Genomic DNA, 15,106 nt, shown 5'->3' on the forward strand with positions numbered 1-15,106 from the left:
GGATATGTCTCTCATCAAGCAGCTATGGTTGGCGGTCATCCTGATACTGCTCATGGCGTTTGTAGGCAGCTTGGCGGTGAGTATCACCTCAAGCCGCCACTACATTGAGCAGGAAGTGCAAATTAAAAATGCTGACAACGCTAATGCGCTGGCGCTTTCCATGAGTCAAATGGAGAAAGAGGACGTTAGCATTGAGCTTTTACTGTCGGCCCAGTTTGATACTGGCCACTATCGCTTGATTGAGCTGCGCTCACCGGAAGGCGAGGTGATGGAAAGCCGTGAAACTGAGGCGCTAGACGATGGCGTGCCTGCCTGGTTTGTTGATTTGGTGCGCCTGGACGTCTCTCCAGGCGAAGCGGTGGTGCAAGATGGCTGGAGCCAATACGGCACCTTAACCTTGGCGAGCCAACACGACTACGCCTACCGTTCGCTATGGCAAAGCACGCTGGAAATGGCCGCCTGGTTTGCGTTAGTGGGAGTTATCAGCCTGTTGCTGGCGTGGTGGATTGTCCGCTCCATTCGCCGACCCTTGATTGAAGTGGTCAGCCAGGCACGCAGCATCAGCGCTCGCCGCTTTACCACATCCCAAGAGCCACGCACCCTGGAACTGCGCGAAGTCGTGCAAGCAATGAATACCCTCTCCGGGGCGGTGCATACCATGCTTAGCGAAGAAACCGGCAAGCTCGACCAGTTGCGCCGCCGTTTGCAGGAAGACCCCACCACCGGCGCGTCTAACCGCACTACCCTGCTGGACCATTTGCAGCGCAACCTGGATAGCGATTCCCAGCGCGCCAGTGGTGTCTTGATTATGGTGCGCGTGGATGACCTGCCCGCGGTGAACGAACGTCTCGGCCACCAGGCCACCGACGCTGCATTAAAGGCGCTGGTTGGGCATTTATACCAATTGGCGAACGAGCTCGGCGGCGGTGAAGTAGGCCGTTTGAACGGCAGTGACTTTTTGCTGGTGGTCTACGGTGCGCAGGATATCGAACATGTCAGCGAGGCCCTTAAGCATCAATTGACCCTGCTGCGCGATGCCGTGGGCGAACCGCTGCGGCTGCCTGCGGCACTGAGCGAATACACCCAGGGTGATACCCCCTCTCAACGCCTGGCGGCGCTGGATGGCGCACTGGCGGATGCCGAAGGCCGTGGTGATCTGGCACTGGTAGTCGCCGCCGGGGAGTCTCGCTCTTCGCTTTACACCACCCATGATGCGTGGCGCTCGGCGCTGATCCAGGCGATGGACGCCGGTGTGGCGCTGGCGCGCTTCCCGGTGGTCAATGTCCGCCATGGGGTGGTGCATTTTGAGGCGCCTTCGCGCCTTGAGCTTGACGGCGAGTGGCGTAGCGCTGGCTTGTTCATGCCTTGGGTGGCGAGGCTTCAGCTGGAAGACCGCCTGGATATGGCGGTCGCCGAGCGTGCTCTGGCAATTATCGAGAGCGACCGGATTCCGCTGGGCATCAATCTCTCTGGGCGCGCCGTGGGCGATATGGCCTTTATCAAAACGCTGCGTCATCGGCTTGAGCGCTCGCCCGAGGCGGCACGCATGCTGTGGATTGAGCTACCTGAAAGTATTGCGCTGCACGATTTGGCAAGCTTCCGGCTATTATGCCGCGAGCTACAGCCCACCGGCGTGCGGATTGGTTTGGAACACGTGGGTAGCGAATTTACTCGCCTTGCCGACCTGCACGACCTGGGGCTTGCCTTCCTCAAGTTTGACGCCAGCCTGGTCAGCGGCGTCGACCAGGCCTTTGATCAGCAAACCATACTGCGCGGCATGGCCACCTTGGCGCACTCGCTGGGTATTTTGGCCATTGCCGAAGGTGTTAAAACCGAGGAAGAAGCTGACACCTTGTTTGATCTGGGGTTGGATGCCATTACCGGGCCTGGGGTTAAGGCGGGGTAAGAAGGAAGAAGGAAGAAGGAAGAAGGAAGAAGGAAGAAGGAAGAAGGAAGTTTAACGGTAGATCAGCGGCAGGGAAGCCGCTGATTAACATCTAGATGACGTCGCTGTCATCGTCGCTTATCAACCCCACATCATTTACGCGCTTACGCAGCGACTGCCTGTCCAGGAGTTTTTCCTGGGCTTTTTCGGGTAGGTCAGTGAAGCGGATAATGCCTTTATCCATCAGCAGGGTGATGACGTCTTCCAGCACCCGCACGAACTCAAGGTCCGACTGGCGAAGGCGCTCCGCCTCCTGGTCCTCGACGTTTAGAAAACGCAGTAGCTCGGCCGAGTCCGCCGAGACAAACTCCTGGCAGTGTTCATTGGCAGTTCGGCTTACCTGGGCAATCTCGCCTTGGCTGTCGCGGTTAACGTACATGGTGGTAGCGCTCCCAGTGGCAGCCAAGCTGCCGTGATCGTTGAATATGGTTAGCCTAACAAAAGGCCCCGCTTGGCGGTACCAAGCGGGGCCACTGAGGACCGTTCAGGCTTACTCGATGTCGAGCTTGCCGTTATCGATCATGGTCTGAACAATGTTCTGATCATAAGTCACACCATCTAGTGTAATCTTCTGGTCTGCACCATCTGTGCCCAACTTCCCACTTGTGCTGATTTCGAGCACGGTGTCTCCATCCTCGTTCTCTGATGCTTGCAGATAGCCATCTAGTTCGTCATCACCCCGCTCTTGGAGCAAATCGGAGAGATCAAGCTTGTCGCCTTCACCTTCGCCTGAGGCATTAAAGTCCCTAACGGTATCTGCAGCCGGTTGGTCCTCGGTACCCTCTTCGCCGAAGTTCCAGGCGAAAGTGTCAGCACCTGCGCCGCCGAAGAGGATGTCGTTGCCTTCGCCGCCGACCAACAAGTCATCACCACCTTGGCCGTAGAGAATGTCGTCTCCGTTGCCACCGTACAACTCATCATTTCCACCGCGCGTATCGCCTTCGACGTTCAACTCAGCGTGACCAGCCTGGATATAGTCGTACATCTGCTGCTCGGTGGGCTCTTCTCCGCCATTGCTGACCTTCAGGAATTCCTTCAGTGCCTTCATGCCTGAACCGTCAGGTAGTTCACGCCCTTCCCAGTTCAGTGCATCGGTATTGATGGCGTCACCAAAGATGATGTCGTTGCCATCACCACCCTTCACTTCGTCATCGCCCAACTCGGCCAGTTCGGTGTTGGTGGAGCCTCCTTCAAGGGCAGCGTCTAACTCACCGGCACTGTTAACGATATCGACTTCACCTTGTGGCACGTAAGGTGTCAAAGTGATGTTATCAATTGATAGCTGAGCATCACTGGCAAACCAACCTCCCGAACGGTCATCCACACTAAATTCAAGACGGTAGGTACCTTGCTCCAAGGCGTCAGTCTTGGCGGAGTCATTTCCATTCAATGTGCCGCCTTGACCGTCAACATCTATCCAGCTATTGCCCTCCAACTTTTGCAGTTTCCAGCCAGCACTGTCGTCACGTGAAAGGGAGGTGTTATAGTCGAACGAAATTCCAGCATATTCACCAGTTGCGATATTAAACTGTGGCGTTGCAACTTCATAAGCAGATTGGTTGACCGACGTATCGGAAATAGCCATGTAGTAGTTAGTCCACCTGCTACCTTCTCGGCTTAATGTCCCACCCGATGAGGGTGTGTTCCAATTGTTTGCATTGTTCCAGCCACCATTGTTACTAAAATCGGCCAGGATCTCCGACGAAATGCCATAAGGAGCTTCAACTAAGTTCTGCTCACCGGTATTGTCGAAATACTTCAATCTTCCCTCGGTAACACCATCGCCTATTCCAATTGCATGTACGCTGCTTTGCTCGCTTAACGAACCGAAAGCATCGATCGCATCCCGCATATCTTTATCGTTGGTGGTAGCTCCACCGCCGTTATCCCCACTATTACTAAACGTCGGGTCTCCATCCGTCAGAAAGTAAGTCAAGTTCTCATATGAATTTCCATTAGCATCTACCGTAGGCTGTCCGCCGAACCAATCAGACGCTTTATCGAATGCCGCTTCGTAGTTGGTTCCACCATTTGCGGATAAACCTTCGATTATGTCGACCAGCTCTCCGACGTTTTCAGATGTCAGATTACTGAATGTCCATTCTGACGCGTTTTCAGCAAAACCGACCAGCGAAACGTTTACGAAACCATCATGTTCAGCTAACTGGTTCGCCACATTCTTCAAGGCGTCAATCGTCAGCTTCATGCGGGAGTCGTTATACGCCACGTTATATTGGTTGCCGTCCAGGTCGTAGGCCATTGAACCCGAGGTGTCCACAACCAGGGCAACATTGTAGCTTTGCCCCGGCTGGATGTTGGTCTCGGCACCGCCGGTATCGGCCAATACAACATCATCACCTTGACCAGCCTGAATACTGTTATCACCGTTATTGCCAGTCTCAAGGTCACCCTTATACAGCGTCAGGCTAGTGGGAACGTTTACATCTTCAAAGTTGCCGTTCACCGCGATAACTTCAGCTTCAAGGTCACTCTCGCCGTCTGTTTCAACAGCAACGCTACCCTTGCCATTGCGATCTAGATTAACCGTATATTCCTGACCGCCGATAATTACCGTGGCCGTTGGGAAAGTATCAATGAAGTCAAACTGACTTTCATCGGGCGGGTTGGACGTCTCAATTTCAAAGGTGACATCAGAGGCACCGCCTATACTGGTCGCATCACCATTCATTACTTCTTTGTAAGCAATGGAGTGGATCAAATAGTCATCGTCATGGCCAACCGCGGTAAACTCGGCACTCGTAAATGTTTCACCACTTCCCGGCTCAAAGGTGTAAGCATTATCGACCTGATCAGAACCGCCAGGCGCTCGTTCTGTTCTGGTTTCGTTGCCGTTGGCATCATAATAGGTGACTAAGGCTTCGGTTGATGTTCCGCCACCTGCAACAATCGCAGAGCCAACAGAGTTTCCATCCTTATCAAAGAACTCTACTTTTGCTCGTTCATTGTTGTTCCGCCAGGCGAACTGGACATCGAAGTTTTTCACCTCATTATTGAAATCAACAACGACTTTTTCGCTCGTTCCATTATTGCCATAGCCAAGCTCGCTGGAAGCCCCCCCGCCAGACGTTGCTCCTGCCACGCCAAAGCCATCATGGTCAGTGCCAGTAACTCGGGAAATGGTGCCTTCTTCACCGTTAGCCCCATAGGCTTTTACGGTGAAGCTATCGGTATTATCGACATTGCCAACGTTAATGACGGATGTTTTCGTCACAATCGCGTTGATGCTGACGTCGGTGGTGTCGATGGTGTCGTTGACCTTGACAGTAGCAGTATCATTGGCATCCAGGTCTTCGAAGTTGTTATCGCCTTGATCGGTGACACTGACTTCGTAGCTTTCCGGATCAATGTAGACATCGTCACCCTGGATATCGAAAGGTGTCGAGGTACCCACAGTGGCGCCTTCAGCAAACGTGATAGTGGCACCATTGCTCAATGTAACGGTGAACTCTTGGCCCGCCGCGTTGCTGAGCGTGGCGTTAATCGTAGCAGTGCCTGTCCCTTCTTTTACAGTGACGTCGCTGAGACTTAGCGTGGTGACGTCGTTGTCGTCAACCGTGGTCACCGTGGCTTCGGCACTGGTATCCAGTGCTTCGTAGTTGCCACCTTCCGTGCCGGTGATGCTCAGGGTCTGGCTCTGGTCGCCCTGCTGGAAGTCGTCGTCGTTACGGCTGTCGAACGTGACGCTACCTTCGGTGGCACCGGCGGCGATGGTGATCTGCTGTTCGTTGCTGAGCGTGATTACCAGGTCGGTTTCCGGGGCGTTATCCACGCGCGCGGTGACCGTGATCTCCTCGCCTTCGGTGACTTGCTCCGGGGCCTCCAGGCTGATGGTGGTGACGTCGTTGTCGTCAACCGTGGTCACCGTGGCTTCGGCACTGGTATCCAGTGCTTCGTAGTTGCCACCTTCCGTGCCGGTGATGCTCAGGGTCTGGCTCTGGTCGCCCTGCTGGAAGTCGTCGTCGTTACGGCTGTCGAACGTGACGCTACCTTCGGTGGCACCGGCGGCGATGGTGATCTGCTGTTCGTTGCTGAGCGTGATTACCAGGTCGGTTTCCGGGGCGTTATCCACGCGCGCGGTGACCGTGATCTCCTCGCCTTCGGTGACTTGCTCCGGGGCCTCCAGGCTGATGGTGGTGACGTCGTTGTCGTCAACCGTGGTCACCGTGGCTTCGGCACTGGTATCCAGTGCTTCGTAGTTGCCACCTTCCGTGCCGGTGATGCTCAGGGTCTGGCTCTGGTCGCCCTGCTGGAAGTCGTCGTCGTTACGGCTGTCGAACGTGACGCTACCTTCGGTGGCACCGGCGGCGATGGTGATCTGCTGTTCGTTGCTGAGCGTGATTACCAGGTCGGTTTCCGGGGCGTTATCCACGCGCGCGGTGACCGTGATCTCCTCGCCTTCGGTGACTTGCTCCGGGGCCTCCAGGCTGATGGTGGTGACGTCGTTGTCGTCAACCGTGGTCACCGTGGCTTCGGCACTGGTATCCAGTGCTTCGTAGTTGCCACCTTCCGTGCCGGTGATGCTCAGGGTCTGGCTCTGGTCGCCCTGCTGGAAGTCGTCGTCGTTACGGCTGTCGAACGTGACGCTACCTTCGGTGGCACCGGCGGCGATGGTGATCTGCTGTTCGTTGCTGAGCGTGATTACCAGGTCGGTTTCCGGGGCGTTATCCACGCGCGCGGTGACCGTGATCTCCTCGCCTTCGGTGACTTGCTCCGGGGCCTCCAGGCTGATGGTGGTGACGTCGTTGTCGTCAACCGTGGTCACCGTGGCTTCGGCACTGGTATCCAGTGCTTCGTAGTTGCCACCTTCCGTGCCGGTGATGCTCAGGGTCTGGCTCTGGTCGCCCTGCTGGAAGTCGTCGTCGTTACGGCTGTCGAACGTGACGCTACCTTCGGTGGCACCGGCGGCGATGGTGATCTGCTGTTCGTTGCTGAGCGTGATTACCAGGTCGGTTTCCGGGGCGTTATCCACGCGCGCGGTGACCGTGATCTCCTCGCCTTCGGTGACTTGCTCCGGGGCCTCCAGGCTGATGGTGGTGACGTCGTTGTCGTCAACCGTGGTCACCGTGGCTTCGGCACTGGTATCCAGTGCTTCGTAGTTGCCACCTTCCGTGCCGGTGATGCTCAGGGTCTGGCTCTGGTCGCCCTGCTGGAAGTCGTCGTCGTTACGGCTGTCGAACGTGACGCTACCTTCGGTGGCACCGGCGGCGATGGTGATCTGCTGTTCGTTGCTGAGCGTGATTACCAGGTCGGTTTCCGGGGCGTTATCCACGCGCGCGGTGACCGTGATCTCCTCGCCTTCGGTGACTTGCTCCGGGGCCTCCAGGCTGATGGTGGTGACGTCGTTGTCGTCAACCGTGGTCACCGTGGCTTCGGCACTGGTATCCAGTGCTTCGTAGTTGCCACCTTCCGTGCCGGTGATGCTCAGGGTCTGGCTCTGGTCGCCCTGCTGGAAGTCGTCGTCGTTACGGCTGTCGAACGTGACGCTACCTTCGGTGGCACCGGCGGCGATGGTGATCTGCTGTTCGTTGCTGAGCGTGATTACCAGGTCGGTTTCCGGGGCGTTATCCACGCGCGCGGTGACCGTGATCTCCTCGCCTTCGGTGACTTGCTCCGGGGCCTCCAGGCTGATGGTGGTGACGTCGTTGTCGTCAACCGTGGTCACCGTGGCTTCGGCACTGGTATCCAGTGCTTCGTAGTTGCCACCTTCCGTGCCGGTGATGCTCAGGGTCTGGCTCTGGTCGCCCTGCTGGAAGTCGTCGTCGTTACGGCTGTCGAACGTGACGCTACCTTCGGTGGCACCGGCGGCGATGGTGATCTGCTGTTCGTTGCTGAGCGTGATTACCAGGTCGGTTTCCGGGGCGTTATCCACGCGCGCGGTGACCGTGATCTCCTCGCCTTCGGTGACTTGCTCCGGGGCCTCCAGGCTGATGGTGGTGACGTCGTTGTCGTCAACCGTGGTCACCGTGGCTTCGGCACTGGTATCCAGTGCTTCGTAGTTGCCACCTTCCGTGCCGGTGATGCTCAGGGTCTGGCTCTGGTCGCCCTGCTGGAAGTCGTCGTCGTTACGGCTGTCGAACGTGACGCTACCTTCGGTGGCACCGGCGGCGATGGTGATCTGCTGTTCGTTGCTGAGCGTGATTACCAGGTCGGTTTCCGGGGCGTTATCCACGCGCGCGGTGACCGTGATCTCCTCGCCTTCGGTGACTTGCTCCGGGGCCTCCAGGCTGATGGTGGTGACGTCGTTGTCGTCAACCGTGGTCACCGTGGCTTCGGCACTGGTATCCAGTGCTTCGTAGTTGCCACCTTCCGTGCCGGTGATGCTCAGGGTCTGGCTCTGGTCGCCCTGCTGGAAGTCGTCGTCGTTACGGCTGTCGAACGTGACGCTACCTTCGGTGGCACCGGCGGCGATGGTGATCTGCTGTTCGTTGCTGAGCGTGATTACCAGGTCGGTTTCCGGGGCGTTATCCACGCGCGCGGTGACCGTGATCTCCTCGCCTTCGGTGACTTGCTCCGGGGCCTCCAGGCTGATGGTGGTGACGTCGTTGTCGTCAACCGTGGTCACCGTGGCTTCGGCACTGGTATCCAGTGCTTCGTAGTTGCCACCTTCCGTGCCGGTGATGCTCAGGGTCTGGCTCTGGTCGCCCTGCTGGAAGTCGTCGTCGTTACGGCTGTCGAACGTGACGCTACCTTCGGTGGCACCGGCGGCGATGGTGATCTGCTGTTCGTTGCTGAGCGTGATTACCAGGTCGGTTTCCGGGGCGTTATCCACGCGCGCGGTGACCGTGATCTCCTCGCCTTCGGTGACTTGCTCCGGGGCCTCCAGGCTGATGGTGGTGACGTCGTTGTCGTCAACCGTGGTCACCGTGGCTTCGGCACTGGTATCCAGTGCTTCGTAGTTGCCACCTTCCGTGCCGGTGATGCTCAGGGTCTGGCTCTGGTCGCCCTGCTGGAAGTCGTCGTCGTTACGGCTGTCGAACGTGACGCTACCTTCGGTGGCACCGGCGGCGATGGTGATCTGCTGTTCGTTGCTGAGCGTGATTACCAGGTCGGTTTCCGGGGCGTTATCCACGCGCGCGGTGACCGTGATCTCCTCGCCTTCGGTGACTTGCTCCGGGGCCTCCAGGCTGATGGTGGTGACGTCGTTGTCGTCAACCGTGGTCACCGTGGCTTCGGCACTGGTATCCAGTGCTTCGTAGTTGCCACCTTCCGTGCCGGTGATGCTCAGGGTCTGGCTCTGGTCGCCCTGCTGGAAGTCGTCGTCGTTACGGCTGTCGAACGTGACGCTACCTTCGGTGGCACCGGCGGCGATGGTGATCTGCTGTTCGTTGCTGAGCGTGATTACCAGGTCGGTTTCCGGGGCGTTATCCACGCGCGCGGTGACCGTGATCTCCTCGCCTTCGGTGACTTGCTCCGGGGCCTCCAGGCTGATGGTGGTGACGTCGTTGTCGTCAACCGTGGTCACCGTGGCTTCGGCACTGGTATCCAGTGCTTCGTAGTTGCCACCTTCCGTGCCGGTGATGCTCAGGGTCTGGCTCTGGTCGCCCTGCTGGAAGTCGTCGTCGTTACGGCTGTCGAACGTGACGCTACCTTCGGTGGCACCGGCGGCGATGGTGATCTGCTGTTCGTTGCTGAGCGTGATTACCAGGTCGGTTTCCGGGGCGTTATCCACGCGCGCGGTGACCGTGATCTCCTCGCCTTCGGTGACTTGCTCCGGGGCCTCCAGGCTGATGGTGGTGACGTCGTTGTCGTCAACCGTGGTCACCGTGGCTTCGGCACTGGTATCCAGTGCTTCGTAGTTGCCACCTTCCGTGCCGGTGATGCTCAGGGTCTGGCTCTGGTCGCCCTGCTGGAAGTCGTCGTCGTTACGGCTGTCGAACGTGACGCTACCTTCGGTGGCACCGGCGGCGATGGTGATCTGCTGTTCGTTGCTGAGCGTGATTACCAGGTCGGTTTCCGGGGCGTTATCCACGCGCGCGGTGACCGTGATCTCCTCGCCTTCGGTGACTTGCTCCGGGGCCTCCAGGCTGATGGTGGTGACGTCGTTGTCGTCAACCGTGGTCACCGTGGCTTCGGCACTGGTATCCAGTGCTTCGTAGTTGCCACCTTCCGTGCCGGTGATGCTCAGGGTCTGGCTCTGGTCGCCCTGCTGGAAGTCGTCGTCGTTACGGCTGTCGAACGTGACGCTACCTTCGGTGGCACCGGCGGCGATGGTGATCTGCTGTTCGTTGCTGAGCGTGATTACCAGGTCGGTTTCCGGGGCGTTATCCACGCGCGCGGTGACCGTGATCTCCTCGCCTTCGGTGACTTGCTCCGGGGCCTCCAGGCTGATGGTGGTGACGTCGTTGTCGTCAACCGTGGTCACCGTGGCTTCGGCACTGGTATCCAGTGCTTCGTAGTTGCCACCTTCCGTGCCGGTGATGCTCAGGGTCTGGCTCTGGTCGCCCTGCTGGAAGTCGTCGTCGTTACGGCTGTCGAACGTGACGCTACCTTCGGTGGCACCGGCGGCGATGGTGATCTGCTGTTCGTTGCTGAGCGTGATTACCAGGTCGGTTTCCGGGGCGTTATCCACGCGCGCGGTGACCGTGATCTCCTCGCCTTCGGTGACTTGCTCCGGGGCCTCCAGGCTGATGGTGGTGACGTCGTTGTCGTCAACCGTGGTCACCGTGGCTTCGGCACTGGTATCCAGTGCTTCGTAGTTGCCACCTTCCGTGCCGGTGATGCTCAGGGTCTGGCTCTGGTCGCCCTGCTGGAAGTCGTCGTCGTTACGGCTGTCGAACGTGACGCTACCTTCGGTGGCACCGGCGGCGATGGTGATCTGCTGTTCGTTGCTGAGCGTGATTACCAGGTCGGTTTCCGGGGCGTTATCCACGCGCGCGGTGACCGTGATCTCCTCGCCTTCGGTGACTTGCTCCGGGGCCTCCAGGCTGATGGTGGTGACGTCGTTGTCGTCAACCGTGGTCACCGTGGCTTCGGCACTGGTATCCAGTGCTTCGTAGTTGCCACCTTCCGTGCCGGTGATGCTCAGGGTCTGGCTCTGGTCGCCCTGCTGGAAGTCGTCGTCGTTACGGCTGTCGAACGTGACGCTACCTTCGGTGGCACCGGCGGCGATGGTGATCTGCTGTTCGTTGCTGAGCGTGATTACCAGGTCGGTTTCCGGGGCGTTATCCACGCGCGCGGTGACCGTGATCTCCTCGCCTTCGGTGACTTGCTCCGGGGCCTCCAGGCTGATGGTGGTGACGTCGTTGTCGTCAACCGTGGTCACCGTGGCTTCGGCACTGGTATCCAGTGCTTCGTAGTTGCCACCTTCCGTGCCGGTGATGCTCAGGGTCTGGCTCTGGTCGCCCTGCTGGAAGTCGTCGTCGTTACGGCTGTCGAACGTGACGCTACCTTCGGTGGCACCGGCGGCGATGGTGATCTGCTGTTCGTTGCTGAGCGTGATTACCAGGTCGGTTTCCGGGGCGTTATCCACGCGCGCGGTGACCGTGATCTCCTCGCCTTCGGTGACTTGCTCCGGGGCCTCCAGGCTGATGGTGGTGACGTCGTTGTCGTCAACCGTGGTCACCGTGGCTTCGGCACTGGTATCCAGTGCTTCGTAGTTGCCACCTTCCGTGCCGGTGATGCTCAGGGTCTGGCTCTGGTCGCCCTGCTGGAAGTCGTCGTCGTTACGGCTGTCGAACGTGACGCTACCTTCGGTGGCACCGGCGGCGATGGTGATCTGCTGTTCGTTGCTGAGCGTGATTACCAGGTCGGTTTCCGGGGCGTTATCCACGCGCGCGGTGACCGTGATCTCCTCGCCTTCGGTGACTTGCTCCGGGGCCTCCAGGCTGATGGTGGTGACGTCGTTGTCGTCAACCGTGGTCACCGTGGCTTCGGCACTGGTATCCAGTGCTTCGTAGTTGCCACCTTCCGTGCCGGTGATGCTCAGGGTCTGGCTCTGGTCGCCCTGCTGGAAGTCGTCGTCGTTACGGCTGTCGAACGTGACGCTACCTTCGGTGGCACCGGCGGCGATGGTGATCTGCTGTTCGTTGCTGAGCGTGATTACCAGGTCGGTTTCCGGGGCGTTATCCACGCGCGCGGTGACCGTGATCTCCTCGCCTTCGGTGACTTGCTCCGGGGCCTCCAGGCTGATGGTGGTGACGTCGTTGTCGTCAACCGTGGTCACCGTGGCTTCGGCACTGGTATCCAGTGCTTCGTAGTTGCCACCTTCCGTGCCGGTGATGCTCAGGGTCTGGCTCTGGTCGCCCTGCTGGAAGTCGTCGTCGTTACGGCTGTCGAACGTGACGCTACCTTCGGTGGCACCGGCGGCGATGGTGATCTGCTGTTCGTTGCTGAGCGTGATTACCAGGTCGGTTTCCGGGGCGTTATCCACGCGCGCGGTGACCGTGATCTCCTCGCCTTCGGTGACTTGCTCCGGGGCCTCCAGGCTGATGGTGGTGACGTCGTTGTCGTCAACCGTGGTCACCGTGGCTTCGGCACTGGTATCCAGTGCTTCGTAGTTGCCACCTTCCGTGCCGGTGATGCTCAGGGTCTGGCTCTGGTCGCCCTGCTGGAAGTCGTCGTCGTTACGGCTGTCGAACGTGACGCTACCTTCGGTGGCACCGGCGGCGATGGTGATCTGCTGTTCGTTGCTGAGCGTGATTACCAGGTCGGTTTCCGGGGCGTTATCCACGCGCGCGGTGACCGTGATCTCCTCGCCTTCGGTGACTTGCTCCGGGGCCTCCAGGCTGATGGTGGTGACGTCGTTGTCGTCAACCGTGGTCACCGTGGCTTCGGCACTGGTATCCAGTGCTTCGTAGTTGCCACCTTCCGTGCCGGTGATGCTCAGGGTCTGGCTCTGGTCGCCCTGCTGGAAGTCGTCGTCGTTACGGCTGTCGAACGTGACGCTACCTTCGGTGGCACCGGCGGCGATGGTGATCTGCTGTTCGTTGCTGAGCGTGATTACCAGGTCGGTTTCCGGGGCGTTATCCACGCGCGCGGTGACCGTGATCTCCTCGCCTTCGGTGACTTGCTCCGGGGCCTCCAGGCTGATGGTGGTGACGTCGTTGTCGTCAACCGTGGTCACCGTGGCTTCGGCACTGGTATCCAGTGCTTCGTAGTTGCCACCTTCCGTGCCGGTGATGCTCAGGGTCTGGCTCTGGTCGCCCTGCTGGAAGTCGTCGTCGTTACGGCTGTCGAACGTGACGCTACCTTCGGTGGCACCGGCGGCGATGGTGATCTGCTGTTCGTTGCTGAGCGTGATTACCAGGTCGGTTTCCGGGGCGTTATCCACGCGCGCGGTGACCGTGATCTCCTCGCCTTCGGTGACTTGCTCCGGGGCCTCCAGGCTGATGGTGGTGACGTCGTTGTCGTCAACCGTGGTCACCGTGGCTTCGGCACTGGTATCCAGTGCTTCGTAGTTGCCACCTTCCGTGCCGGTGATGCTCAGGGTCTGGCTCTGGTCGCCCTGCTGGAAGTCGTCGTCGTTACGGCTGTCGAACGTGACGCTACCTTCGGTGGCACCGGCGGCGATGGTGATCTGCTGTTCGTTGCTGAGCGTGATTACCAGGTCGGTTTCCGGGGCGTATCCACGGCGCGGTGACGTGATCTCCTCGCTTCGGTGGCTCGGCTGATGGTGGGAGTCGTGCGTCCGTGGTCACCGTGGCTCGGCCTGGTAAGTGTCGGTTGCCCGTGCGGTGTGTAGGGCTGGCTGGGTGCTGGAAGTCGTCGTCGTTACGGCTGTCGGTGGCACCGGGCGGCGGCGATGGTGATCTGCTGTTCGTTGCTGAGCGTGATTACCAGGTCGGTTTCCGGGGCGTTATCCACGCGCGCGGTGACCGTGATCTCCTCGCCTTCGGTGACTTGCTCCGGGGCACTTAGAGTGATAATGCCCTGTAGTCCGTCATCGTCTTCGACTGCCACATCGTCCTCATCAGGCGCAGCTGCAAACTCAACCGTATCAGGCCCTCCATCGACACTGCCTGCATAGTCATACTGCAAACCCTGAACAGATTCTTCGATACGTGCGAGCTGGACGAAGTCGGAGCCTCCGCCACCACCACCGGCAGCACCACCGCCTGCAGCGGTCGCTTCAAGCAGTTCGAGCAGGTCCCCATCTTCATCTTCGAGTGCGGAGAGCAGCGCTTCTACTTCGCTGTCCTGGGCGACCGTTTCGTCTTGGTCAGGGGCATTTTCGGCATCCACGTCATTGGACATTGCCACTTCTTCGTCAGCGCCAATCGTGGTTGCTGGCAAGCCGTCGTCAAAATCAAGCTGAACACTGCCGTTGCTAGAGGTGACAAGCGTTTCGCCCTCTTCAAGGGCGTCACCGATGGCAAGCTCACGCAGATTACCGTCCGGGTCTCGTGCCCACGCCTGACCAGAAATCGCGACAACGGTTGCAATGCTCATAGGAGTCATCCTCTAACGACAAAAATAGGGTTTTGTATTGATAACTAGATTAGGCGAGGTTGGAGAGGCTTAGTATTGGACCGTGGTACAGGGAGGAGGACTATTTTGGTAAGCACGTCATACATGCTGCGGTGGCGTTAAGCACACGCCAGGGGCAAATAATGAACGAATGGATGAGCAGCGGGATGGCTATATCGCTATCAAAGATGACGATATCGCCGCCTGGTACTGGCTACTTGGAAGTGGAGAAACTGGGGATGTCACTAACCCCAGCCGATGTACCTTTACCCGTTAGCTTAATGATCAACTGAAGTCGATCATGAATGTCCAGCTTGCTGAAAATGGCGGTCAAGTGGGCTTTTACCGTTCTTTCAGTAATATCGAGTTCCCGGGCCACGACTTTATTGCTGGCCCCTTTCGCCACCGCCAAAGCCACTTCACGCTCGCGTTGGGTCAGCGCTTCCAGTACCGATGATTGAAGCTGCTGGTCACCATTGAGAAGCCGCCAGGTACTGCCCATGACTTGCGCCATCACATCAGGCGGCACCCAGATTCCCTGGTTCATGACCACCATGGCGATCTGCTTCAGGATTTCGGTCGGGCTAAGAGCGTGGGCATACCTCGGCACCTTCACGCTCGGCGTTGGGTCAGCGCTATCCAGTGCACCGGATGATTGAAGCTGGCTCGGGTCCACCATTGAATTGAGGCCATAATCGGCACCAGATTCCTGGTTCATGACCATGGCGATCTGCT

5 protein-coding genes and 1 pseudogene are annotated in these 15,106 nt (G+C 58.8%); 1 reads left to right on the forward strand and 5 read right to left on the reverse strand.

Features of this window, described 5'->3' with window-relative positions; genetic code table 11:
- The first annotated feature begins 4 nt into the window (after positions 1-4).
- Positions 5-1,906: an EAL domain-containing protein gene (locus CPH17_RS06555; protein ID WP_096298702.1), complete on the forward strand. Its 1,902-nt coding sequence runs from the start codon at positions 5-7 to the stop codon at positions 1,904-1,906.
- A gap of 91 nt (positions 1,907-1,997) precedes the next feature.
- Here CPH17_RS06555 and CPH17_RS06560 read toward each other — a convergent pair whose 3' ends face one another.
- From CPH17_RS06560 to CPH17_RS06575, 5 genes and pseudogenes are all read right to left on the reverse strand, one after another.
- On the reverse strand, positions 1,998-2,324 hold the full coding sequence (locus CPH17_RS06560; protein ID WP_074397017.1) for a tryptophan synthase subunit beta like protein: 327 nt from the start codon (positions 2,322-2,324) through the stop codon (positions 1,998-2,000).
- Between the two features lie 111 nt (positions 2,325-2,435).
- Positions 2,436-13,328 carry an immunoglobulin-like domain-containing protein gene (locus CPH17_RS06565; protein ID WP_096298704.1) on the reverse strand — a complete coding sequence of 3,631 codons (10,893 nt, stop codon included), beginning with the start codon at positions 13,326-13,328 and terminating at the stop codon, positions 2,436-2,438.
- Positions 13,329-13,370: 42 nt separating this feature from the next.
- Positions 13,371-13,550: pseudogene (locus CPH17_RS20490) on the reverse strand (immunoglobulin-like domain-containing protein); the annotation flags it as partial.
- Positions 13,551-13,675: 125 nt separating this feature from the next.
- Positions 13,676-14,353: a retention module-containing protein gene (locus CPH17_RS06570; protein ID WP_096298706.1), complete on the reverse strand. Its 678-nt coding sequence runs from the start codon at positions 14,351-14,353 to the stop codon at positions 13,676-13,678.
- A gap of 232 nt (positions 14,354-14,585) precedes the next feature.
- On the reverse strand, positions 14,586-15,095 hold the full coding sequence (locus CPH17_RS06575) for a helix-turn-helix domain-containing protein (protein WP_096298708.1): 510 nt from the start codon (positions 15,093-15,095) through the stop codon (positions 14,586-14,588).
- Between the last annotated feature and the right edge of the window lie 11 nt (positions 15,096-15,106).

The organism is Halomonas sp. hl-4 (assembly GCF_900215475.1).
Taxonomy (GTDB): Bacteria; Pseudomonadota; Gammaproteobacteria; order Pseudomonadales; family Halomonadaceae; genus Vreelandella.

Excerpts from the sequence above, each read along its gene's own strand:
- CPH17_RS06555 (WP_096298702.1), top strand. The coding sequence starts at position 5 with ATGTCTCTCATCAAGCAGCTATGGTTGGCGGTCATCCTGATACTGCTC.
- CPH17_RS06560 (WP_074397017.1), bottom strand. The coding sequence starts at position 2,324 with ATGTACGTTAACCGCGACAGCCAAGGCGAGATTGCCCAGGTAAGCCGA.
- CPH17_RS06570 (WP_096298706.1), bottom strand. The coding sequence starts at position 14,353 with ATGAGCATTGCAACCGTTGTCGCGATTTCTGGTCAGGCGTGGGCACGA.
- CPH17_RS06575 (WP_096298708.1), bottom strand. The coding sequence starts at position 15,095 with ATGGTCATGAACCAGGAATCTGGTGCCGATTATGGCCTCAATTCAATG.